The following is a 24,544-nucleotide window of genomic DNA, read 5'->3' on the forward strand; positions in this document are numbered from 1 at the left end:
CCCGGAGTTCGGACCGCACGAAACCGGCGGCTGCGGTCAGAAGTAGCGCTTGCGCTTGAACAGCAGCAGCAGGCCCAGCGACAGCGCGGCCATGAAGCCCAGCGCAAAGAAATAGCCGTAGCGCCAGCGCAGCTCCGGCATGTAGTCGAAATTCATCCCGTACACACCGACCAGGAAGGTCAGCGGCAGAAACACGGCCGAGAATACCGTGAGCACCCGCATGATCCGGTTGGTTCGTTCCGCGGCAATCGCGAAATGCAGCTGGATCGCAGACTCCAGATCACGCTCCTGAGCGGCAGCCAGCGACATCACGCGTGCCGCATGTTCCGTCAGATCCCGAACCCGCACCGACAGCGGATTGCTGAAACTCTTGCGGGTGCCGCGACGCCACGCGTCCAGCGCCTCGATCTGATCGCTGCACAGGGCTTCCAGCTTGCGCGCCTGGCGACGACTGTCGAGCAGGCGGCGCCAGTTGGCCGCGCCGTGTCGCGGCGCCAGCAGCTCATCCTCCAGATCGTCGAAGTGCTCCATCAGCGGTTCGCGCACCGCCAGGAAGCGGTCGATCATCGTGGTCAGCAGCAGATGCGCCAGCATCGCCGGGTCTTTCGGCGACTTCAGCAGGGCTTCGTCGAGCCGTTGCTGCACCTGCAGGACGCTGAGACTGTCTTGCGCGCGCACGGTGAGGAGCATGCGATCGAAAATGAACAGGGCGACATTCCGGATTTCGAGCGGCAGCGGTGTTTCGCAGGGGCCGAGGCCGGCAAATACCAGCATGTCGTAGCTGGGCGTGCCGTCGAAGAACGAACGGTGCGCGGCGTTGAGACTGTCGGAGACGTGGTTGCGCTCGACCTCCACACCCAGGAGAGGTTCGATCAGCGCGGGCCAGTCCGCAGCCTGTTCACGCGGGATGTCGATCCAGAGGAAGCCGTCGTCCGGCAGCGCCTGCGGCGACGCCAGCCGCTGGGGCGGTTTCCCGGAAACGAGGTGGTAGGCGTTCATGAAAATCGCCCGGCCCCGTTGCGGAGGCCGGGCGTTTCAGAACTACTTCAGCAGGTCTTCGATCGCCGCACGCTCTTCGCGCAGTTCCTGATCGGTGGCATCCATCTTGCCCCGAGAGAAGCTGTCGATCGGCAGGTCCTTGACGATCTCGTACTGGCCGCCCTTGGTGACCACCGGATAGGAATAGACCACGCCCGGCTTGATGCCGTACGAGCCGTCCGACGGAATTGCCATGCTGACCCACTGGCCGTCCGAGCCCTTGGCCCAGTCACGCATGTGATCGACCGCCGAACTGGCTGCGGACGCGGCGCTGGAGGCGCCACGCGCCTTGATGATCGCCGCGCCGCGCTGCTGCACGGTGGGAATGAAGTCCTTCTCGACCCATTCCTGATCGACCAGCGAACTGGCCGCCTTGCCCTTGACCGTGGCATGGGTGAGGTCCGGGTACTGGCTGGCGCTGTGGTTGCCCCAGATCATCAGCTTTTCGATGTCGGTGCTGTGCGCGCCGGTCTTGGCGGCGAGCTGCGACAGCGCGCGGTTGTGATCCAGGCGGGTCATCGCGGTGATCTGCTTGGGGTCCAGTTTCGGCGCGTTGCTGGCGGTGATCAGCGCATTGGTGTTGGCTGGGTTGCCGACCACCAGGACGCGAACATCGGAATCCGCCTTCGACGACAGGGCCTTGCCCTGCACCGAGAAGATCTTGGCGTTGGCCTGCAGCAGATCGGCACGTTCCATGCCGGGGCCACGCGGGCGTGCGCCGACCAGCATCGCGTACTTGACGCCTTCGAAGGCTTCCTCCGCATCCGATGTACCGATGATGCCCTGCACCAGCGGAAAGGCGCAGTCGTCGATCTCCATGATCGTGCCCTTGAGCTTTTCAAGGGAATCCGGAATGTCCAGCAACTGCAGGATCACCGGCTGATCCTTGCCGAGCATGTCGCCCGAGGCGATGCGGAAGATAAGCGAATACGCGATCTGGCCGGCGGCGCCGGTAATCGCAACGCGGACGGGTTGGGTCATTACGGAACTCCGTTCGAAGTGATGAGTGGTTGCCTGCGGGGACGCGGATTATGCCGCAAACCGGCGCAGTCGTTGATTTCGCGCCGCTGGCGCGGCTTGGTCGCCGCAATATCCGGCGTTCAGAACGTCACGCCGACGCCGAAATAGACGTCCGCTTCGGCCTGTTCCAGACGCTGGTGATCCACGCCGTCGTCATGAATGCCCTGGGCGAAGCTGAGGGCGGCCTTGATGCGCTCGCGGTAATCGATGTCCAGGCCGATACCGGCATCGGCCAGCGTCACATCGTCGCCATCGCGCCGGCTGTGACTGTAGGCGTAGTCCGCGAAAAGTCTGGGCCGCCACGTCATTCCCAGCATTTCCACGCCCTCGTAGGCGACTTCGGCACGCAGGCTGGCGCCTTCGTCGCCCACCGCCACACCGGGCAGATAGGCGTCCAGCGAGTCGCGGCCGCCGAGTACCCATTGCTGTTGTTCGGGCACGATGTCGCTGCTGAACTGCATGTCCGCGCGCAAGCTGTAGAACCAGTGCGCACCTTGCGCGTAGCTGCCTTCGAGGCTGGGCTGCCACAGGAAGTAGTCCAGATCGGCGGCGCTCAACGGCTCGTCGTCGTTGCCGATGCCGTGGCGCAGCTTCAGTTCGGCTTCGTAACCGAGTTCGCTGTCTACGCCGATCAGCAGACTGCCGCCGTAGTTGGTGGACAGTTCCACCGAGTTGTAGATTTCGCGCTGAATGCGCGCGCTGTCATCCTCCGTGTTCAGCGTCTTGCCAGTGCGGTCGATCTGTACCTGTGCGGTCCAGCGACGATAGAAATCGGCATGGAGCAGGGTCTGCCAGTAGGCTTCCAGCGTGAAGATGCGGCCGTTGATGCGGCTCGCCCCGGGATCGTCTGGGCCCGGCAGGAACGGCAGCAGGTCGCTGAGATCGAGGCCGTCGTCCTGTTCGAGGACGGCGCTGAAGTCATAGCTGAGGTAGCGGGTGTTGAGGCCGAACAGCCCCCAGGTGGAGACATGGCGCCAGTCCAGACCTCGTTCGTGCAACTCGCCGGTGTTCTCTTCATCGGAATTGAGTGCGCTGAGGCTGTCTCGCGTACTGGCGACGAAGCGGTTGCCGGAGGCAAGCCCGGCCGAAACCGAGGCATCGACATAGTGGCGGCCGACGAAGCGATTCCCGGGGTTGCCGATTTCGGCGTGTAGTGAGCTTGCGTCGTCCTCGGTGGCGCTGGCGTCGGCGATCAGCCGCATCTCACCCGCTTGGTCGGTGGGCTCGAACTTGGGCTGCATCGACAATGAGGCCATGTCGGCGTGCAGGCTCGCCAGGGCGCGGCGGCGTTCGAACTGTGCGTCGGTCAGTGCTCCGACCTGATCCGGGAGGTCTTCGAAATAGCGCGCGACCGGTGCGGGCATCTCCACGGCGGCGACGTGCGCCAGTGTCACGCCGACGAACAGCGTGTCCTCAGTGCTCGCGTAGCTGATTTCGGCAGCCGGATAGCCGGCGCGGTAGACGTGTCGTGCAACGGCGCGCACCACGTCGGATGCGGTGTCGGATCGCCGGATCGGTTCGGCGAAGTCGAGCAATGCAAGTGCCGTGTCGCCCACGATATGCACCGCCAGATTCCCAAGCTGGCCATCGTATAGGGCGCTGCGTCCCTGCAATGCGGACACTTCGGTCTGTACCGGGCTGGGTGGCGGCGGCAGATCGATAGCCATGGTGAAGTTCCTTTTTTTTTTGGCTCGTCGGCGAAATCTGTGGGTGATATTCAGCTGATCAGGGCGGCTGTGAAGCGAAGAAGGCACGCAGCTTTCGCCGACGAGCCGAAAAAAAGAAGCCGGCACTCGATGACTTGAGCGCCAGCCCCGGATAAACGGTACTACAGGCTGAGCCGTCGGATATCGCTGAGCAGCTTGACCAAATGGACGATGAAACGCGCGGCATAAGCGCCGTCGATGACGCGATGGTCGTAGGACAGTGACAAGGGCACCATCATCCGCGGCTGGAAGGCCTTGCCGTCCCAGACCGGCTTCATCACGCCGCGTGACACGCCGAGGATGCCGACCTCCGGCGCGTTGACGATCGGCGTGAAATGGCTGCCGCCGATGCCGCCCAAGGAGCTGATCGAGAAGCAGCCACCCTTCATCTCGTCGGGCTTGAGCTTGCCGTCGCGCGCCTTTTTCGCCAGCTCACCACTTTCGGCGGCCAGCGCGGCGATGCCCTTTTTGTCGGCGTCGCGGATCACCGGCACGACCAGACCGTTCGGTGTGTCTGCGGCGAAACCGATGTGGCAATATTTCTTGAGGATCAGCTTGTCGCCATCGGGCGATAGCGAACTGTTGAACTCGGGAAAGTCCTTCATCGCCACCGCGCAGGCCTTGACGATGAACGGCAGCAGCGTCAGCTTGGAGCCACCCACCTTGACCAGATCCTCGCTCGCTGATTTGCGGAAGGCTTCGAGTTCGGTGATGTCGGCCTCGTCGGTCTGGGTCACGTGCGGCACATTGACCCAGCTGCGGTGCAGGTAGCTCGCGGACAGTTTGCGAATGCGCGACAGCGGCTTTTCCTCGATCTCGCCGAACTTCGAAAAGTCCTGCGCCGGGATCGGCGGAATGCCAGACGTTTCGGGACCCGGGCTTGCAAGCTGTGTCTTGACGAAGCCCTGCACGTCCTCGAACAGGATGCGGCCATTGTTGCCGGCGCCCTGAATCTGGCTCAGATCGACGCCGAGTTCGCGCGCATACTTGCGCACGGCCGGTGAGGCGTGCGGCAACATGCCGGGCTGGGCTTCGGGCTTGAATTCGCCGACCGGTGTCACCGGACTGCGGTCTCCATGGGATTCGGTCGAGGCGTCCGCCGCCGGCTGTGCCGCAGCCTCGCTTTTCTTCGGTTCCGGCTTGGACGCCGGCTCGGCTTCGGGTTCCGGCTCGGCCTCAGGCTCGGCATCGGCGCCGCCGACGGTTTCGATGACGCAGATTTCGTCACCCTCGGAGACCTTGTCGCCTTCCTTGACCTTGAGGCTCTTGACCACACCGGCTTCAGGCGCCGGTACGTCCATCGTCGCCTTGTCGGATTCGAGCGTCATCAGCGACTGCTCTTTTTCGACGGTGTCGCCTTCGGCGACCAGAACCTCGATCACCGGCACGCCATCGAAGTCGCCGATGTCCGGCACCTTGACGCTCAGTGTGCCGCCGCCTGACGCCGGCTTCTCGGGTGCAGGCTTGGCCGGCTGGGGCTTTTCGGGCTCGGCCGCAGGCGCCGCTTCCGTCTTGGCAGGCTCTTTGGGTTCGACCGACTTCTGTTCCGGTTCCGGCTTGGATTGCTGATCCTTGTCGTCAGACTCCGCCTCGATCTGGCAGACCAGATCGCCCTCCTTGACCTTGTCGCCGACCTTGATCCTGAAGCCCTGGACTACACCGGCGGCCGGCGAAGGCACTTCCATCGTGGCCTTTTCGGATTCCAGCGTCAGCAGGGGCGTATCGACTTCGACCGTGTCGCCGTCGCTGACCAGCACTTCGATGACGGGGACGTCGTCGAAATCGCCGATATCGGGGATGCGAACCTCGGAAGCTGCCATGGCTTACACCGTCAGGGGATTGGGTTTGCTCGGCTTGATGCCGAAGATCTTGATCGCCTGGGCGACCGTCTCGGCTTCGATCTTAGCCTCAGCGGCCAGCGCCTGTAGTGCACGCACGGTGACCCAGCGGCGGTCGATCTCGAAAAAATCGCGCAAACGCGGCCGGGTATCGGAGCGGCCGAAGCCATCGGTTCCCAGCGTGTAGTACGCCCGCGACACATACGGACGAATCTGCTCGGCATAGGCGCGCACATAGTCGGACACGGCCACTGCCGGTCCCTTGTGCTTGCCCATCACGGTATCGACATAGGACTTCTTCGGCTTGGCTTCCGGATGCAGCAGGTTCCAGCGGTCCAGATCCACGCCGTCACGCGCAAGCTCGTTGAAGCTGGTCACGCTCCACACATCCGCGGTCACGCCGAACTCTTCCTCCAGCAGTTCGGCAGCGCCGAGCGCCTCGCTGAGTATCGTGCCGCTGCCCATCAGCTGCACATGCGCCTTGCCAGGCTTGGGATGCTTGCGCAGCAGGTACAGGCCGCGAACGATGCCGTCCTCCACGCCGTCCGGCATTTCCGGGTGGTGGTAGTTCTCGTTGTTGAGCGTGAGGTAGTAGTAGTGATCCTTGTTTTCGGCGTACATCTCCTGCATGCCGTGGCGCATGATCGTGACCAGTTCGTAGGCATAGGCCGGGTCATAGGATCGGCAATTGGGAATCGTGCTCGAATAGATGTGGCTGTGCCCGTCTTCATGCTGCAGGCCTTCGCCGTTGAGCGTGGTACGCCCGGCGGTGGCACCCAGCAGAAAGCCGCGCGCACGCGAGTCGCCGGCCGCCCAGGCCAGATCGCCAATACGCTGAAAACCGAACATCGAGTAGAAGATGTAGAACGGCATCAGCGCCACGCCGTGATTCGCGTAGCTGGTGGCGGCGGCGATCCAGGACGACATCGACCCGGCTTCGGTGATGCCTTCCTCCAGGATCTGGCCCTTGATGTCTTCCTTGTAATAGGCGAGCTGCCCGGCGTCCTCGGGACTGTATTTCTGGCCTACCGGCGAATAGATGCCAAGCTGACGGAACATGCCCTCCATGCCGAAGGTGCGGCCCTCGTCCGGAATGATCGGCACCACACGCGGGCCGATCTTCTTGTCGCGCGTCAGGATCTGCAGAAACTGCACAAAAGCCATGGTCGTGCTGATCTCACGCTCGCCGGTGTCTTTGAGCAGTCGCTCGAAGGTCTTGAGCGGCGGGATTTCCAGCGGCTCCTCGACGACCCTGCGCTGCGGCAGAAAGCCGCCCAGTGCTTCACGCCGCTGCTTGAGGTATTGAATTTCCTCGGAGTCTTCGGCCGGCCGGTAGAACGGGGTGTTCGCGATCTCCTCGTCGGACACCGGAATCCGGAAGCGGTCGCGGAACACCTTGAGTGCCTCTTCGCCCATCTTCTTCTGCGAGTGCGTGATGTTCTGCCCCTCGCCGGCCTCGCCCATGCCATAGCCTTTCACGGTCTTGGCGAGAATCACGGTGGGCCGGCCGTTGGCGTTGTTCACGGCGCGGTGATAGGCCGCGTAGATCTTGTGCGGGTCGTGGCCGCCGCGGTTGAGCCGGGCAATGTCCTCGTCAGACATCGAGCTGACGAGCTTCTTGAGTTCGTCGAACTTGCCGAAGAAGTGCTCGCGCGTGAACTTGCCGCCCTTGGCCTTGTAGGCCTGATATTCGCCGTCCACGGTTTCCTCGAAGGCCTGCAACAGCTTGCCGGAGGTATCGGCCGCGATCAGCGGGTCCCAGGCGGCACCCCAGACCAGCTTGATCACGTTCCATCCGGCGCCACGGAACACGCCTTCGAGTTCCTGGATGATCTTGCCATTGCCGCGCACCGGGCCGTCCAGGCGCTGCAAATTGCAGTTGACGACGAACACCAGGTTGTCTAGCCCTTCGCGGGCGGCGATGTCGATGGCGCCCAGGGATTCGGGTTCGTCCATCTCGCCGTCGCCACAGAACGTCCAGACCTTGCGGCCGGCGGTCTTGGCCAGGCCGCGATTCTCCAGGTACTTCATCAGCCGCGCCTGATAGATCGACATGATCGGGCCCAGACCCATGCTCACGGTCGGGAACTGCCAGAAATCGGGCATCAGCCACGGGTGCGGATAGGAGGAGACGCCCTTGCCTTCCGACTCATAACGGAAATTCTGGAGCTGTTCCTCACTGAGACGGCCTTCCAGGAAGGCGCGCGCATAAATGCCGGGCGTGACGTGGCCCTGGACGTAGACCAGATCCGCACCGTCGGCATGATCCGGCCCTTTCCAGAAGTGGTTGAAGCCGACGTCATACAGCGTCGCCGATGAGGCGAAGCTGGCGATGTGGCCGCCGATGCCGGAATGCTCGCGGTTGGCGTTGACCACCATCGCCGTGGCGTTCCAGCGGATGATGGAACGGATGCGCCATTCGATGGCGTGGTTGCCAGGCGACTTTTCTTCGAGATGCGGCGGAATCGTGTTGATGTACGCCGTGTTCGCCGAATACGGAATGTAGGCACCGCTGCGGCGCGATTTCTCGATCAGCGTTTCCAGCAGGTAGTGCGCCCGTTCCGGCCCCTCGCGTTCGATGACGGCGTTGAGGGCGTCGAGCCATTCCCCGGTTTCTCCGGGATCCTGATCACGTACTTCGTCGGTCATTGTGCTCCTCGCTGGACTGCGCTGCCGCGCAGCGCCCGGCTAGTCGGTTTGTGATTTTGTACAGCCACCCTCTATACGTCCAATATATTCAAATTGCCGAATCCATATCTGAAACAGATGAGAATCGAATTGCGGCATCTCCGGTACTTTGTAGCGGTCGCAGATGAATGCCACTTTACGCGCGCTGCGGAACGCCTGGGCATCGGCCAGCCGCCGTTGTCGCAGCAGATTCAGGCGCTGGAACGCGAGGTGGGCACGAAGTTGTTCAAACGCCTGCCGCGCGGGGTGGCGCTGACCGACGCCGGCCAGTCGCTGCTCGACGATGCGCGCACCATCCTCGCGGACGTGGCGCGCGCCGGCGACCATGCGCGCCGCGCCGCGCGCGGCGAACTCGGGCGCGTGCGCATCGGCATGATCAACTCCGCGCCGTTTCACCCTTTCGTGCCGCGCGTGATCCGCGAATTCGGCCAGCGTTATCCGCAAATCGCCCTGTCCCTGGAGGAAAAAAGCACGCCAGCGCTGGCGGCCGCGGTGCTGGACGAGCAGGTGGACGTAGCCTTCGTGCGGCCGCCGCTGGGGGACGATGAGCGCCTGACGGTGCAGGCACTGTTCGACGAAGAAGTGCTGATCGCGCTGCCGCAGGGCCACCCGCTGGCCGAGTACCTGTCGCTGCCGCTGGACGCGCTGGCGGCGGAACCGTTCGTGCTGTTCCCGCGCCCGGTCGGCGCCGGCTTTTATGACGACATCATTTCCGCCTGCCAGCGTTCCGGCTTTTCGCCGCGCATCGTCCAGGAAACCTCGCAGATCACCTCCATCGTCAATCTCGTGGCGGCCGGCCTGGGCGTTTCGGTGGTGCCGGCGTCGATGCAGCAGGTGCACTCCGAAGGCGTGACCTATCGCTCGATCTTCGGCGACCGACTGAAGGCTCGCATGTGCCTGGTTCACCGCCGCGATGAGGTTGATTCGGCGACGATCTCGAATCTTCTCGGCGTGATCGAGGAAGTTCGGAATCGAGCGCTGACCGGCTAGCACGACATGGGCCGCGCGGGAACGGCGACGCCGGGACCCTGTTCGCCCCCGGCAACGCCGCTCTCAGCACAGGCGCCGGATCAACATGCGGCTCCTTCGCCTGAAATTGTTTGAGAAAATTTCTTGTTAAGCGTCTGAAACTAAATTATTTATATAAATAAATATGAATTTTCCACCCATATCACGCTGTAAATCTGAAGACATGTAAGTACTTGCGATCTCGATTCTGCGGTGGTAACCATGCTCCTCTGAATTCAATAAGTTACTGATACAGTTAGTGGCGTGACATGTACACGCACCATAACCATTTGAATGATCGACGTTTTTCTCCGATCTGCGAAAACAACTTCAGATGAAGGTGCGCCACTTCTCATGGTGAGCGGCATCACGTTGATCGTCTCGCTCCAGGCCGTGCAGGCCACGGTATCGTCCGTAAATTACGGATTGTCCGCGAAGCCGATCACCTTGTAGAAGCTCATCGACATGGCGAGGTTCTTCACGGGCAGGTTCACGAAGATCAGCCAGGCATTGTTCATTGACTCCTGGGCATGGATCGAGCACAGACTTGTGTGCGGTCATCGACTGGTCGAATGGCCGGTTCCGATTTCGACAGCCTCGGAGAAATTGTCCATCCACGGCAAGACCACCCGGATTCCTGATTCAGCGCAGCGGTTCGCCCTCGGCGGCCGGCAGCACGAATGAGAATACGGCGCCACCGCCATCACGGTCCGAATACCAGATGTGGCCGTTCATGCGTTCGATCTCTTCCTTGGAAATCGCGAGGCCGAGTCCGCTGGAATGCTGCACGGTGTCGCTGCCGTCGCCGCGGCTGTAACGCTTGAACAACTGCGGGCGCCGCTCGGCGGGCACACCAGGACCACGGTCGGACACCGAAACCACGGTCATGCCGGAGCGCCCCACCGCGCAGTGCACCTCGATTGCCGTGCCCTTCGGCGCGTAGCGCAGGGCATTCGACAGCAGGTTGTCGATGACGTGGCGTACCGCGGTCGGGTTGCCGATGACTTCCGGATCGTCCTCCACCGCCAGTTCGATCCGCATGTTCCTGCGCTGCGCGTTCAGTTCGAGATCGCGCACCGAGGCTTTCAGCACCGCACCGAAACGCATCGGCGCCAGCTCCACCGAGCGTTGTTCCCGGGAATTGGCCCAGCGGCCGAGATAGCTGTCGATAAAGCTCAGGCAGCGGTCGACGCTGCCCCGGATGTTGCGCACGCCCTCTTCGAGTTCAGATCCTCCGCGCTCCACCATGTCCAGCGCGAACAGTATGCCGGCCAGCGGGTTCTTGAGATCGTGGGCAACGATCTGCGTCAGGTCGGCACGCTCCTGCGCCAACAGCGCCAGATGATCGCGCGCACGCTTGAGTTCCAGGTGGGTACGTACACGCGCCAATAGCTCCTCGGCGACGAAAGGCTTGGTCACGTAGTCCACGGCGCCCTTGCGGAACGCCTCGACCAAAGTCTCGCGTTCGTGCGCGGCGGTCAGGAAAATCACCGGCACATCAGCCGTACGCGGGTCTTCGCGCAGGCGCGCGCAGACTTCGAAACCGTCCATGCGCGGCATGCGCATGTCCAGCAGCACCAGACTGGGCAGGCGTTTGGCGCTGCGTTCCAGCGCCTGCTCGCCGGACAGCGCCGGCATCACGTCGTAACCATCCCGCGCCAGCAGCGCGGCGACCGCCTGCACATTGGCGGGCTGGTCATCCACTACCAGGATCAAGGTCGTGTCCGCGTTCTTCATTGGCAGTGTCGAATGTCTCCCGACGTCTTGGTTCGAAAAATTCAGGCCTCGATCAGGCGCGCGGCCTGATTGAGGCGCTGCACCATGTCAGCGCAGCGGCTCAGGGCGGATTCAAGCGTGACGATGTCAAATATATCAACCGCCCGGCGAATTTCATCCGCCAGCAGGCTCAGTTCACGAAACGCCGGCGTCGGCGGCAAGGCGGCGATCGATTTCAGAACCTGTCGCAGCTCGTCAGTCGACAGGGTGCCGCGCGCACCCGCCAGGGCCGCGTGAATCGTCGCGGCGTGCTCACTCCAGGCGCGCGCATCGTCGTCGTCGATGTCGGCGGCCGCCTCTGCGGCATCGCCGCTCCGGCGGCCGGCATCGATCGCCCCGTCCAGCAGGCGCGCCAGCTCCTGCCCAAGACTGTTGCGGGACACCGGTTTTCGCAGATAACCGTCAAACAGTTCGCGCAGCCGTCCTTCCTCACCGAGCAGGCTCGAGGCCGTCAGCGCGATGACCCTGGTGGCGTCCAGCTCCGGCAGCCTGCGAATCTGGCGCAGGGCCTCCACGCCGTCCATGCCGGGCATGCGGATGTCCATCAGGATCACGTCCGGGCGTTCGCTCAGGGCACGCTCGATTCCCTCCGGGCCGCTACCGGCGGTGCGGACCTGATGGTGGGTTTCGGCGAGCCAGGCCTCGATCAGGCTGCGATTGAGCGCCATGTCGTCCACCGCCAGCACGCTCATCGGCGGCAGGCTGTCGAGCACCCGTTCGTCGGCCGGCAACACGTCGACGCCGTCTGCCGTCGCGGGCTCGGCCACCGGCAGCTCTGGCAGGACCACGACGAAGCGGGAGCCGATCCCCGGCGTGGAATCGACCTCGATACAGCCGCCCATCAGCGCCACCAGGTGGCGCACGATCGAAAGTCCCAGACCGGTCCCGCTGGCGCGGGTGCTGTCGAGTTGGGTGAACGGGTCGAACACGCTGTCGATTCGTTCCGGCGGAATGCCCACGCCACTGTCGATCACCTCGATGCGCAGCTCGACGGTGCTGCCCTCGATTCCGTCTGGCTGGCTGGCCACCGCGCGCACCGTGACCGATCCGGTGTCGGTGTAGCGGATCGCGTTTCCAATCAGGTTGATCAGAATCTGGCGCATGCGCAGCGGGTCCAGCAACACCGCCTCGGGCAGATCGGGATCAGCCTCGATCACCAGACGCAGACCCTTGTCGCTGGCCATGCGCGAGAACAAAGTTTCGCAGGTGCGCAGAATCTCCACGGGGCTCGTGGCCTGCAACACCAGTGGCAGTTTGCCGGCTTCGATCTTGCTGATGTCGAGAATGTCGTTGATCAGCCCCAGCAGCACCTGACCGCTCTGGGCGATGGCTTCGGCATAGGCTCGCTCACGCTCGCCGGTCGCGGTCTCTCCCAGCAACTGCGCAAAGCCGAAAATGGCATTCATCGGCGTGCGGATTTCGTGGCTCATATTGGCAAGAAAGATGCTCTTTTCCTGGCTCTCCGCGCTCGCCCGATCGGCCCGCCGCCCTTCATTGCGCGCGCGCAGATAGGCGGCCGTGTAACGCCGCGTGAGTACTGCGCTGAGCAAGGCACTGAGCATCGCCAGCAGGATCAGGCTGGCCATCAACAGATTGCTGCGATAGACCATGCGACCGATCTGCTCCTGGATACCCGCACCCTTGCGTTCCACCGCATCGCGCAGCGAACCGAGGTCGGCGCGCACGGCGTCCATCAGGTAGCGGCCGACGTCGCTGCGTATCGCCTGCAGCGCCGCCTCGCGCCCCTGGGTGCGCTCGGCCTCGAAGGTTCGCTCGATCTCCAGGCCGCGATCGGCGACGCTGGCCTGCAGGCGCAGAAACGCGGACATCAGTTCCGGCGCGTCGGCCTGGACCTCGACTTCGATCTTCTTGACGATGATCGGCAACTGGCGGCGCGCCTGCGCGTAAGGCTCCAGATAGTCGTCGTCCCCGGTCAGGAAATAGCCGCGCTGGCCGGTTTCCATGTCGGTCAGCATGTTGCTGAACTGGTTGAGATCGGCGATCAAACGATTGGTGCGAACCACGCCGTCGCGCCGTGCGCTGACATTGGCGTTCTGGAAATAGGCGGCGACGCCGACCCCCGCCAGCAGCACCGCGCCGGCTACAGCGAGTAGCTGCAGCCGAACCCAGTGCTTCGGCTGCAGATCCATCATCGCGCCAGCAGTTCGTCGACCAGCGAGGTGGCGCCGTAGATGGTTTTCATGGCTTCGATCAGGCTTGCGCTGTGCACACCGATCGCCCGATTGCTGCGCTCGTCGTACCAATAGGCGCCGCCCAGCGAATGAATGTTGCCATCGAACACCAGACCCACCACCTCGGCGCTGCGATTGATGATCGGGCTGCCGGAATTGCCGCCGATGATGTCCAGGCTCGCCACGAAATTCAGCGGCGTTTCCAAGCTCAGCTGCGACTTGGCATCGAGCCAGGACGGCGGCAGCAGGTACGGCTCGAAACCGGTGGCGCGCGCGTACAGGCCGGCGATGTCCGTGAACGGCGCCACCGGCTCGCCGTTTTCGTCCCAGCCGGCGACCTCGCCGTAGCTCAGGCGCAGCGTGAACGTGGCATCCGGATAGGCGTCCGTACCACGCTGAGCAAAGCGCGCCTGCGCGATCAGCGCCTGGTTCTTGTCGACCACCGCTTCGACCTCGCCTTCATAGCGGGCCCGCAGTTCACGCGCCAGCGGATCGATCGCGCGCACCAGCTGGATCATCGGGTCCTTGGACTGGGCCACGGCGGTGGCACCGCCTTTCCACAAGGCCCGGCGAACCTCGATGTCACCGAGCGTGGTGCCGTCGATGATGCGCGCCGCCAAGGCCTGCGGCGATTCCTTGCCGAGCACCAGTTTCACGAAGGGATCGTCCGCGCCGAGCTTTTCGCGCAGTTTCTCCAGCGAAAAACCCAGTTTGAGCTTTTCGTACTCCGGATAGATCGGCGTCTTCGCGAACAACAACTGCTGCAGGCGCGGCAAACCGGCTTCGTTGAATTCGCCAAGGCGCTCGGAATCCGGCTTGCCGCGTTCCTCGGCGCCGCGCACGAGCGTGCGCGCGGTCCGGAAATAGTCGCTCATGAAACCGCGCGCACCCTCGATGTAGTTGTAGCGCGTCGCGATTTTTCGATAGGCCTGCTGGGCGCGGGCGATCGCGTCCCAGGCCTTGCCGTAACTCGCCTGCCGCTGCGGATCGGCACGAACGAACTCGCGCAGTTCGGCTTCCTGGCGACGCTTGAGATCGAATACGGCGGGATTCAACAACGCCTGGAGCTTGCCTTCACCGGATTTGAAACGGTTCTCCGCGAACAACAGGTCGGCCTGGGCGATTCGCGCCTGCTCCTCGCCTTCGTCCTCGTAGCGGCTGAGCAGACCGCGCAGTTCAGCCAGATAGAGCAGATAGGAAATCAGGCTCGCGTCGCGTTGGGTTTCGAGCTGGGCAACGGTCATCAGACGTTGCGTGGAACCGGGATGGCCGGTCACCATGACCAGCTCACCCGGCTGCGCGCCTTCAGGCTTGATCGGCAGAAACTGCTCGACCTCGGCCGGCTTGCCGTCGCGGTAGGCACGCAGCAGCGCCATGTCCAGGTTGTAGCGCGGAAAATTGAAGTTGTCGGGGTCGCCGCCGAAGAAGGCCGTGGCGTATTCCGGAGCGAACGCCAGACGAACATCCTGAAAGCGCGTGTATTGATAAAGCTGCTCGACGCCACCGCGATACAGCTCGACCACGTCACAGCGACGGATGGCACCCTCGGAGCCCACACATTCGCTCTCGATGCTGGAGCGCGCCGCGGTCTTGGCATCCGCATAGGCCTGGCCACTGAGCCCTTGGGTCGCCTTGGCGATACGCTCGGTGACGTCGGTAATCCTTTCGAGCCTGTTGAGTTCGATGTTCGGACAGGTCATTTCCTGTTCGGGCGTGTCGGCCACCAGGCCGCTGGACATCAAGTCCGCATCGGCCGAGGACAGTTGCGAAACACAGCGCGCGACACAGTGATAATTGGTCAGCACCAGCCCGTTCGGAGACACGAACGAACCCGAGCAGCCGCCGGCCAGCCGTACCGAGGATTTCATTACCTGGTCGACGAAGGACGCATCCGGCGTAAATCCGTAGCCTTGCTGCATCGCGTCCTTCGGCAGCTGATCCAGCGTCCACATCCCCTCGGCTGCGGACGCGATCGGCATGGCGGCCGGCAGCACGGCCAGTGTGATCAGGAACAGGCACAGTGGCTTCAGCAATCGCATTCGAAGGCAATCTCGTACAGACAAGGGAACGGGACGGTCGATGAAACAGTGATCGGGGCGCAGATGCGTTGAGGATGGACCGATGATAAAGCAAAGCCTTGCAAACAAAGACCACGCGACGAAAAAGCCGCCGCATGGCGTTCGTGCCCTGTGGAGCCTGGCTTGCCTGCTCGCACTGATCCCCCTGGTCTCGGTTCATCTCGCCTATGCGGTTTCGATCGCGCAAGGCACGGCGCCGGCCTGCGTTCCCTATTGGCAGGGCTGCACGTCGATCAGTGCCGCCGCCCGCAACGGCTGGGCCAATCACCTGTTCAAGCTGAGCATGTTGCCGTATACAAGCTTGCTGTTCGGTTACTGGTGGCTGTGCGCTGCCTGGTTGCGGCAACTGGTGCCGGCACGCCGGCGGCGGCGGCGGCGGCACGCGATGCTGGCCTGCGGCACGGTGGGCGCAGTCTTTCTGGCCCTGTATATCGAATTTCTCGGCGTGGAGGGTGATACCTATCGTTGGCTGCGGCGCTACGGGATCAATCTGTATTTCTCCGGCACGGTACTGGCGCAGATGCTGCTGGCCAGCCTGCTGGTCGGCGAACCGCGGGTCTCGAACCACATCCAGCGTGGCTGGTTGATACTCTGCGGTCTGCTGCTGGGCCTGGGTCTGGCGAGCCTGCCGTTGCAGTTCGTCGTGGACGACCGGCGCCGCCTGCTCAACGCGATCGAATGGCTGTATGCGCTGCTGATGGTGACGGCCTATCCGCTGACCGGATACGCTTGGCGCGCAACCGGCTTCAGTCTGCGGCCAGAGGTCCGATGAGCCGGGGCGGACCGCCGCACCTTCCCAGCGGGCAACATTCCGGATAGGTTCATCGGCACACGCCATACCGGGCTCGCCCTGCGGCTGCCGGGCGGGGTGCAAGGCGATCTGACGCGAACCATGGCCGAAAAGAACGACTACGAAGACAGGCTGGGCCGGCTGCGGCAGGCGCTGGACAGCGGTGCCATGAACGCGGTGCAGCGCTCGCTGCACGCACTGAGTCCCGCCGAAATCGGACGGCTGCTCGAATCCTTGCCGCCATCGCCGCGCGAAGTTCTGTGGGGTGTGATCGATCCGGAAGACCGCGGCGAAGTGCTGCTGCACCTCGGCGACGAAGTGCGCGAAGGCCTGATGCGGACGATGGACGTCGGCCAGATCGTCGCCGCCGCGGAAGACCTGGACATCGATGACCTCGCCGACTTCGTCGAGGACCTCCCGGAAACCGTAACGCAGCAGATCCTGCAGTCGATGGACGCCCGCGACCGCGCGCGCCTCGAACAGATCATGGGCTACGAGCCGGACACCGCCGGCGGCCTGATGAACACCGACACGGTGACGGTGCGTCCGGACGTGTCGCTGGACGTGGTGGTGCGCTACCTGCACCTGCGCGGTGAACTGCCGGACTCCACTGATTGCCTGTATGTGGTGGACCGCTACGGTCACTACCTCGGCGCACTGTCGCTGGACCGGATATTGACGCTGGATGCCGGCCGCCAGGTCCGCGACGTAATGGAACGCGAACGCGATCCGCTGACCGTGGACATGTCGGACCGCGAAGTCGCCAAGCACTTCGAGAATCTCGACCTGGTGTCCGCGCCGGTGGTCGGGGACAAGGGCATGCTGGTCGGCCGTATCACCATCGATGACGTGGTCGACGTGATTCGGGACGAGGCCGAGCAGCGCATGATGCGCATGGCCGGCCTCGACGAAGAGGAGGACATCTACGCGCCTGTGCGTGGTGCCGCACGGCGTCGCGCCCTGTGGCTCGGCATCAACCTGGCCACGGCGTTCATGGCATCCTGGGTGGTCGGCCTGTTCGAGGCCACGATCAGCCAGGCGGTGGCACTGGCGGTGCTGATGCCGATCGTTGCCAGCATGGGCGGCATCGGCGGCAGTCAGACGCTGACGCTGATGGTGCGTGGCCTGGCCCTCGGCCAGATCAGTGGCGGCAGCGCCAAGGCACTGCTACGCAAGGAGCTGTCGGTTGCCGCCATCAACGGCCTGCTGTGGGCGCTGGTGGTCGCCGCGATCACGCTGTTCTGGTTCGGCAACCCGCTGCTATCACTCGTGATCGCGCTGGCGATGCTGTTCAACCAGCTTTGCGCCGCGCTCGCCGGCGTGACGATTCCGCTGTTGCTGAAGAAACTCAGCATCGACCCGGCCCTGGCCGGCAGCGTGATACTGACGACGATTACCGACGTTGTCGGCTTCTTCGTGTTCCTCGGCCTCGGTGCGTTGATTCTGCTTTGAATTCGCAAAACCGGCTCGGCGCTGGGCGGCAAAAAGCGACAATGCCGGCGGCATCCAGCGCCGGCGGCGGCGCATACACATCCGTTTGCGGGGTCACGCCTGACAAGATCTGAGCATACGAGCAACGACCGCCCACGCTTCTTGATCTTCCCAATCATGTCAGCTCACCCCACCGCGAGCTTTCCGCTCAAACAGGTGATCGACGAGGCAAGGAACCTTCAATCTCCGTGCCATTCGCCGGTTTGTCCGGCGATGAACTGCCGAAGCAATCACGCCGTGTGGCTCGGATCGCCGTAGAGACCCGTCAGCTGGCAGGTTCCGGAACGATTCCGACAACAAGACAGGGCTTGGGCGCCGCCGTTCCAACCGATTGGGAAGGGACGGAACTTCAGGTGACGGCCCGGAAAGTGCTCGTCCCCCTGATATCGCTGATATCGCACCAATCCACCGCCACCGCCTCCTGCGGCTTCGCGGAGGCCCGCCTGGAGCGCCGCAATCAGGCGGCCCAGGCGCGTCGGGACAGGCGTTCCAGGCCGCTGCGGTAGTAGTCGAAACGCTGCGAGAGTTGCCCGAAGACGCCGCGCAGGTGCAGGTCCTGAGCTCGGGGATGGCGGGCGGCGCTGGCGTAGTAGCTGCGACCCATGCCGCGGTAATAGTCCAGCGATAGCGGGCGGCGGCGAAAGCGGCGGCGATGCTCGATCCACGGCGCGCACACGCCGGACAGGAACATCGCGTAGTTGCCGATGTGGGTGCAGACCAGGAACTGTCGTTCCGGATTGGCATCAGCGGCTTCAGCGACCAGGTCAACCAGATATTCGTGGGCCTGGCCGTCTCCGGCTTGCACGCGATAGAGCCGGTCCGTACGGACGAACAGTGCGAGCACGTTGGCGAGATAGTTGAGGGCTTCGCGTTCGGCCGCCTCGCGGCGGCCCGGCAGGCAGTGACGCAGCAAGACATTGAAGAACAGCCGCGGAGAAACGGACAGGCTGGCCGGGTCCGGTTCGAGCACGGCCTTGACCACGAATCGCGATTCGAGCAGGGATTCCAGTGTACTGGGCTGTTCGATGACCCGGCGCGCGGCTTCCACCGCATCCACGTTCGACGCCGGGAAGCGTTCGAACAGAAAGATCAGATCGGCGGGCGCCAGGCTCTGGATGTCAAAGCGTGCGAAATCGGGCGATTGCATCGTTCGGACTCCTGCGTCATCGACAGCTTCGATCATGCAAATCCTGCGCCGGTTCCTCCGAAAAACCCAATCAGCAGCGTCACTTGGGTGCTGCCAAGGCAAGGCGCAGGCCGGATGGCTATCCATTGGTTTTCGGGGCGCTGTAAGGCCGGGCACATGGTGGGGCGCAGCGCGCAGGCTGTACAGTGATCGCCAATCCGCTCTGCGCGCCCGCTTATGCCTGACACCCGATGCAACTGAGTTCCGATTCCGCACTAGGGGCGCTGGGCCTGAACGAGGCGGTGCGGCGGGACGCGCTGGCACTGGGCCGGCCCGAGTTGCGGCTGGTGCGCGTGGTGGAGCCACAGCGCAGCCAGGCGCGCGTGGATGACGGCGAACAGCTGATCGACGCGACGCTGTACTCCAGCTATCTGGCGCAATTGAAGTCCGATGGCGATGCCTTGGCGGTCGGTGATTGGGCGGGTCTCGACACCGAGAACATGTTGCGCCTGCATCTGCCGCGTCGCGGCTTGATCAGCCGTCCGTCCAAGGAAGGCGGCACACAGGTGGTGGCGGCGCATATCGATCTGGCCTTGCTGGTGATGGGTCTGGACGGCGACTGGGCGCCCCACCGTCTGCAACGCTATCTGATGCTGGTGCGGCGCGGCGGCGTGTCCCCGGTGGTGGTGCTGAGCAAACGTGATCAATGCGACGAGGCGGAGCAGCGCCAGGCCGGGATTCAGGCCATGGTCGGCGATGAGGTGCCGGTGCATGCGATCAACGCCCGCAGCGCCGAGGCCGTGAATGAACTGCGGCGCTACGCGGCGCCAGGCCGCACGCTGGTCTTGCTGGGCTCGTCCGGCGTGGGCAAGTCCACGCTGACCAATGCGCTGGCGGGCTCGGATCAGCTCACCCAGGCCACACGCGCCTACGACGGTCGCGGCCGCCACACCACGACGGCGCGATCCATGTACCGCCTGCCGGGCGGCGGTTGTCTGATCGACACGCCGGGCATGCGCGGCCTGCGCCTGACCGGCGCGGAAACCCTGAAGGACGCGGGCTTCGATGATGTGGCGGTGCTGGCGCAGAACTGCCGTTTCGCGAACTGTCGGCATGATCAGGAACCCGGCTGCGCAGTGCGCGAGGCGGTGGGCGCGGTTCGGCTGACGCATTACCACGCGCTGCTGCGCGAGTTGGAGCGCACACGCTCCGACACGCTGACGGGCCAGCGACCAGGTGACAAGCACGCCGGTCGAGGCGCGCGCGGGCGCAGCAGCCGCTCGCGTTAACGCGTACGGCTGGCCTGAACCGACGCGCGACTCGCAGTCTGCACGGCGGAGTTCTCGCGCTGCCATTCCGGCGGCGCCCACAGATGCTTGGTGCGCAGCCACAGCGGACCGGGCCGCGCGACGTCGCGGAACAGATCGATCCACTCGTGGAACATCATGCGGATCGGATTGCGTGTTTTGAGCTGACGGGTAATGCCATAGTCGCAGGGATCGGCCGGGTCTTCCGGCACGAAGCTGCCGAACAGCCGGTCCCAGATCACCAGCACGCCGGCGTAGTTGCGATCGATGTACTGCGGATTGCGCGCGTGGTGCACGCGATGGTGCGAGGGCGTGTTGAACAGCCACTCCAGTGGCCGTGGCAGCTTGTTCACGGCTTCGGTATGCACGAAGAACTGGTAGGCCAGATTGACCGCCACGCACAGCACGATGTGCTCCGGCTTGAAGCCGATCCAGGCCAGCGGCAGCCAGAACACCCACATTCCGGAAATCGGGTAGGTCAGGCTCTGACGGAAGGCGGTCGACAGGTTCAGTGATTCCTGCGAGTGATGCACCACATGCGAGGCCCACATCCAGCGGATGCGATGGCTGGCGCGGTGAAACCAGTAATAAAGGAAATCCTGCAGCACATAGAGCAGGATCACGCTCGCCAGGTTGAACGGAATCTCGAACAGGCGGTGCCGCCAGACGGCGTAGAACAGGCCCAGCAGCAGACTCCAGGCAAACGCATCGCTGGCTTGGTGGGACAATGCCAGCACGGCGTTGTTGAAGCTGTCGCGCCACACGTAGACATTGCGCCCGCGGCGGCGCCACCAGACAAACTCCAGCACGATCGTCGCCAGGAACACCGGCGCCAACAGCAGCAGAAACCATTGTTCGAAATGGACCGTCGCCAACCACTCGCTGAGTGGTTGCGGCAGTCGCGCAGTCAGAAAATCCATCCCCGTTTCTCCTGCGGGCGAGTTCGTGATTGTCCGCCATGTCGGGCACCGGGTCTTGACGCCAAGCCGATTTCGTTTGACAAATCACGTCATGAACGACCTTGCTCCCCACTATCGGGCCCAGGTTTCGCCGCTGTACGCACGCTCGCTGCTGGACTACCTGCGCGAGCACGAGTTCGATCCTGCCAAGCTGTTCGACGCGCGCCAGCTGGCGGCCGTCGAGGACACCGATGCCCGCGCCCGCATGCCGCTGGCCGATTGGGTGCGCATGTTCGAGCGTGCCATCGCCGTCACCGGCGATCCGGATCTGGCCCTGCGCGTGGGCGCGGCGATCAAACCGCGCCACTACGGCTTGCTGGGCTATGTGGCGATGAGCTGCGCCACGCTGTCCGAGGCGATCGATCGCCTGGAACACTACGAGAAGATCGTCGGCGAGGTCAGCGAAACCCGCTTGGTCCTTCGCGGCGAGTCGGCGGAGCTGCATTGGCGCGCGCCGTTCGACGCGCATCCGCCGCCGGTGCTGGCGCAATCCTCGCTGGCCGGCTGGGTCAACTACGCGCGCTGGCTGCTCGGCCGCGAACACCTGTCCTGCGAAGTCCTGTTCGCCGACCCGCCGCCGCCGAATCCACAGGGACATCGCGAAATCCTGCGCTGCGAACCGGTGTTCGGCGCCGCCTTCACCGGGCTGCGCTTTCCGGCCGACTGGCTGCAACTGCCGATCGTGCAGGCCGACGCGGAACTCAATGCGCTGATGGATGCACAGGCGCGCGCACTGCTGTCCGAAATCGCGCACGAACCGGAGCCGCTGCCCGCCCTGCGCCATGTCATCTCACGCGGTCTGGCCGCCGGCCGCACCACACTGCGTGACAATGCGCGGCCCCTGGGCCTGAGCCCACGCACCTTGCAGCGCCGCCTCGATGAACTCGGCATCCGCTATCAAAGCGTGCTGGATGACGTGCGCCGCCGCCACGCCGAGCGCTACCTGACGGACCCGAAGAAGTCCCTGGCGGAGATCGCCTACCTGCTGGGCTATTCCGAGCAAAGCGCGTTCACGCGCGCGTACCGGCGCTGGACCGGAATGGCACCGAGTCGAGCGCGCTGATTTCTCCGGGGCCTGGACTCGCTTTATCTCGCGCAAAGGGAGAAAGCAATACCCCGCAGGATGAATCTCCTGCGGCATGCCCGTTCCCCTGCCCGCCTGTTCGCTTTGAGTCGCTTTTAGCTTCGCGGCTTTGTGCGAGACCAAAAGCTGCCGCCGCGCTCAATCGTCCCCAAGCGCCTTCGGCCAACCGTCATGCAGCAGCCGCGACAGTGCGCGATCGGCGAGCAGGCGCCCTTCGCTCTGGCAACGCGCGCAGTAATTGGCAATTGGCCTCGTTGCTGGCATAGACCGCCCTCGAGCCCAGCAACAGGCGTTTTCCGAAGCGTCCGGTGCGGATCAGTTGGCGACCGGCGAAGGTCTCCGGCTGGGGTTCGACGGTGCGCAGCACGAACGGGCCACCCAGACGCAGGCCCGTCAGACCGGGCTGACGCTGGACCCGCTGGCGGGGTCGAGTTCGACATCCTCACCCACCGGCTCCGGATGGCGATCCGAACCGATGTCGGCCGCTGTTGCGTTCACCGGAGCGGCACGCTTGAGTTTTTCCACCAGATCGAGCCCGAGCACGCTTTGCAGCTTGATCCACAGCGCAGGTCGCGAGCTGCGCAGGCCAGCCAGCTGTTCGGCGGACCAGCTGCGCACATCAACAGCACCGATCGCGTCCACATCCGCCGAGGTGGACTGCCCGGTAAGCAGACTCATTTCGGCGACGAAACTGCCCTGGGGCAGTCGCGCCAGTTCCAGACCCTGGCGTGACACGCGCGCCTGCCCCGATACCAGGAACAGCAGAGCGTGCGGATGCACACCGGCCGGCACCAGCCGCGCGTCGCGAACCTGGTCGGGGCCGCCCATCGCCCAGAAGCGCAGGAATTCGCGTGGCGTCATCGCTGAAAAATGGCGGGCATGGATCGCTTGCAGTTCCGCCGGCAGCGCGGCGGCCTGCCGCTCGCGCAGGATCAACAGCGCCCAGATCGCATTGATGACCACGAAGGCGGCGTTCCAGCACGCCATGCCGACCAGATCCTGGCCCCAGGCATAGGCGCAGATACTGCCCTGCGCCAGAACCAGGATCGAACGCAGCCACAATACGTCGCGCGCCAGCAAGGCGATCAGCATGAATACGTAGCCGAGATGAACCCAGTATTCGCTCACCACATCGCCCCCGGGCGCCGTTGGCAGGAGTCTGTGCGGCCCGTCGCCGCACTCGCGTCGGCTAAGCTAGCACAGCACCGCATCCCTTCGGTGCGGCCGAATGTGACAGCCATCCGTTTACCTGAGCTTTCGGCGCTAAGCTCCGGGTATCCAAGGGAATACCCGGCATACACACAGAAGCTGTGGATAAGTTTGTTAGGAACTTCTGCACGCGGGCCTTCAAGGGCGGAAATCAGGGCATTTTTGGGCTGGCGATCATTTTGTAACCACTCCGACATATTTATTTTAATTCATATACTTGCACGAACTTATCTGACTTTCAGAAGGGCCGCCGCTGATTTATGCACCGCGCACCCCAGCAGCTCGCAGCGCTGTGCATAAACAGCAAGCCCGCCCCGTTTCGGGGCATGCACCGGAAATCCACGTGAATTGAAGAAGCTACGACGCCCAATGAAATATCCCGCGCGCTTGTTGTGCATTTCGGGGCACGATCCCAGCGGCGGCGCCGGCATTCAGGCCGACATCGAAGCCTGCGGCGCGATGGGCGCGCACCCGCTGTCGGTGCTGAGCAGCCTCACCGTGCAGGACAGCGCCGAGGTCTACGCCGTGCAGGCCGTCTCCCTGGACTGGTTGGCGCAACAGATCGAACGCGTCTGCGCCGACTGTCCGCCGCAGGCGATCAAGGTGGGCCTGGTCGGTTCGCCCGAACAGGCCGTACTCATCGCCCGGCTGATTCTCGGGCGGGGCGTACCGGCGGTGGTCGATCCGGTGCTGCGCGCCGGCGGTGGCGGCGTGCTGGCGCAGGACGAAACGGCACAGGCCCTGCGCCGCGAATTGCTGCCGGCCGCGACGCTGATCACCCCGAACGCATCCGAAGCGCGCGCGCTGACCGGCCTGGCCGACGCAGACGCGGCTGGCGCGGCGCTGGTGGCCGACGGCTGCGCCAATGTGCTGGTCACCGGCGGCGACGAAGCCGGCGAGACCGTGATCAACACCTGGCATCGTCGCGACGGCGCGCCGCAGCGTTTCGAATGGCCGCGCGAACCGGTGGGCTTCCACGGTGCCGGCTGCACCCTGGCCTCGGCCATCGCCGCGCGGCTGGCGCAAGGTGATGTGCTGGAGCAGGCGCTAGTGCGCGCGCAGCGCTTCGTACAGGGCGCCCTCGCCGCACGATTGGTCATCGGCAGCGGTCGCGCGATTCCGAACCGTTGGCACGGCGCACGTCGAGGACGTCCGCGCGCCTGATCGGCCAGCAGTCCGTCGGACTCTGGACGATCGACTGCGGCTTCGGCCCATCGCTACGGCCCCCTAGGCC

Annotated in this window: 17 protein-coding genes; 6 read left to right on the forward strand and 11 right to left on the reverse strand. The window is 64.1% G+C overall.

The window, feature by feature from the left end:
• Positions 1-36 precede the first annotated feature (36 nt).
• The 5 genes from RM530_RS10230 to aceE all read right to left on the reverse strand — a co-directional run bounded on the left by RM530_RS10230 (position 37) and on the right by aceE (position 8,251).
• Entirely contained in the window at positions 37-999 is a 963-nt protein-coding gene (locus RM530_RS10230; RefSeq protein ID WP_311365130.1) for a magnesium transporter CorA family protein, read from the reverse strand.
• 42 nt (positions 1,000-1,041) lie between these two features.
• A complete protein-coding gene (locus RM530_RS10235) occupies positions 1,042-2,019 on the reverse strand; it encodes a malate dehydrogenase (protein ID WP_311365131.1) in 978 nt (325 codons plus the stop codon).
• A 119-nt stretch (positions 2,020-2,138) separates the two neighbouring features.
• Complete coding sequence (locus RM530_RS10240) at positions 2,139-3,725, reverse strand: ShlB/FhaC/HecB family hemolysin secretion/activation protein (RefSeq protein ID WP_311365132.1); 1,587 nt, start codon at positions 3,723-3,725, stop codon at positions 2,139-2,141.
• A gap of 161 nt (positions 3,726-3,886) precedes the next feature.
• On the reverse strand, positions 3,887-5,584 hold the full coding sequence (gene aceF, locus RM530_RS10245; RefSeq protein ID WP_311365133.1) for a dihydrolipoyllysine-residue acetyltransferase: 1,698 nt from the start codon (positions 5,582-5,584) through the stop codon (positions 3,887-3,889).
• A 3-nt stretch (positions 5,585-5,587) separates the two neighbouring features.
• A complete protein-coding gene (gene aceE / locus RM530_RS10250; protein WP_311365134.1) occupies positions 5,588-8,251 on the reverse strand; it encodes a pyruvate dehydrogenase (acetyl-transferring), homodimeric type in 2,664 nt (887 codons plus the stop codon).
• A 123-nt stretch (positions 8,252-8,374) separates the two neighbouring features.
• Between aceE and RM530_RS10255 the strand changes: the two genes are divergently transcribed.
• Positions 8,375-9,280, forward strand: coding sequence for a LysR family transcriptional regulator (locus RM530_RS10255; protein ID WP_349256220.1), 906 nt, complete (start codon positions 8,375-8,377; stop codon positions 9,278-9,280).
• A 660-nt stretch (positions 9,281-9,940) separates the two neighbouring features.
• Here the strand turns inward: RM530_RS10255 and RM530_RS10260 are convergent.
• From RM530_RS10260 to RM530_RS10270, 3 genes are read right to left on the reverse strand one after another with little or no spacing between them, the layout of a single operon-like run.
• Positions 9,941-11,035, reverse strand: coding sequence for a hybrid sensor histidine kinase/response regulator (locus RM530_RS10260; RefSeq protein WP_311365136.1), 1,095 nt, complete (start codon positions 11,033-11,035; stop codon positions 9,941-9,943).
• Between the two features lie 41 nt (positions 11,036-11,076).
• Complete coding sequence (locus RM530_RS10265; RefSeq protein ID WP_311365137.1) at positions 11,077-13,224, reverse strand: ATP-binding protein; 2,148 nt, start codon at positions 13,222-13,224, stop codon at positions 11,077-11,079.
• The gene (locus RM530_RS10270; RefSeq protein ID WP_311365138.1) at positions 13,224-15,305 is read right to left on the reverse strand and encodes a S46 family peptidase; all 2,082 of its coding nucleotides are present in this window, start codon (positions 15,303-15,305) and stop codon (positions 13,224-13,226) included. The genes RM530_RS10265 and RM530_RS10270 overlap by 1 nt, the downstream gene beginning before the upstream one ends.
• Before the next feature lie 82 nt (positions 15,306-15,387).
• Here RM530_RS10270 and RM530_RS10275 point away from each other — a divergent pair, with 82 nt between their 5' ends.
• Together RM530_RS10275 and mgtE are read left to right on the forward strand one after the other, a co-directional pair.
• Positions 15,388-16,116, forward strand: coding sequence for a hypothetical protein (locus tag RM530_RS10275; RefSeq protein ID WP_311365139.1), 729 nt, complete (start codon positions 15,388-15,390; stop codon positions 16,114-16,116).
• 120 nt (positions 16,117-16,236) lie between these two features.
• Positions 16,237-17,586: a magnesium transporter gene (gene mgtE / locus RM530_RS10280; protein ID WP_311365140.1), complete on the forward strand. Its 1,350-nt coding sequence runs from the start codon at positions 16,237-16,239 to the stop codon at positions 17,584-17,586.
• 496 nt (positions 17,587-18,082) lie between these two features.
• Here mgtE and RM530_RS10285 read toward each other — a convergent pair whose 3' ends face one another.
• A complete protein-coding gene (locus tag RM530_RS10285) occupies positions 18,083-18,772 on the reverse strand; it encodes a hypothetical protein (protein WP_311365141.1) in 690 nt (229 codons plus the stop codon).
• 230 nt (positions 18,773-19,002) lie between these two features.
• On the opposite strand from RM530_RS10285, the gene rsgA reads away from it, so the two are divergent.
• The gene (gene rsgA / locus RM530_RS10290) at positions 19,003-20,040 is read left to right on the forward strand and encodes a ribosome small subunit-dependent GTPase A (RefSeq protein ID WP_311365142.1); all 1,038 of its coding nucleotides are present in this window, start codon (positions 19,003-19,005) and stop codon (positions 20,038-20,040) included.
• Here rsgA and RM530_RS10295 read toward each other — a convergent pair.
• Positions 20,037-20,978: a sterol desaturase family protein gene (locus RM530_RS10295; RefSeq protein ID WP_311365143.1), complete on the reverse strand. Its 942-nt coding sequence runs from the start codon at positions 20,976-20,978 to the stop codon at positions 20,037-20,039. The genes rsgA and RM530_RS10295 overlap by 4 nt on opposite strands.
• Before the next feature lie 91 nt (positions 20,979-21,069).
• Here RM530_RS10295 and RM530_RS10300 point away from each other — a divergent pair, with 91 nt between their 5' ends.
• Positions 21,070-22,080, forward strand: a complete 1,011-nt coding sequence (locus RM530_RS10300) for an AraC family transcriptional regulator (RefSeq protein ID WP_311365144.1) — start codon at positions 21,070-21,072, stop codon at positions 22,078-22,080.
• Positions 22,081-22,494: 414 nt separating this feature from the next.
• Here the strand turns inward: RM530_RS10300 and RM530_RS10305 are convergent, their stop codons facing one another.
• A complete protein-coding gene (locus RM530_RS10305) occupies positions 22,495-23,229 on the reverse strand; it encodes a cyclic nucleotide-binding domain-containing protein (protein ID WP_311365145.1) in 735 nt (244 codons plus the stop codon).
• 450 nt (positions 23,230-23,679) lie between these two features.
• Here RM530_RS10305 and thiD point away from each other — a divergent pair, with 450 nt between their 5' ends.
• Positions 23,680-24,474, forward strand: coding sequence for a bifunctional hydroxymethylpyrimidine kinase/phosphomethylpyrimidine kinase (gene thiD / locus RM530_RS10310; protein WP_311365146.1), 795 nt, complete (start codon positions 23,680-23,682; stop codon positions 24,472-24,474).
• The last annotated feature ends 70 nt before the right edge of the window (positions 24,475-24,544 follow it).

The organism is Banduia mediterranea (genome assembly GCF_031846245.1).
GTDB classification, from domain to species: Bacteria; Pseudomonadota; Gammaproteobacteria; order Nevskiales; family Nevskiaceae; genus Banduia; species Banduia mediterranea.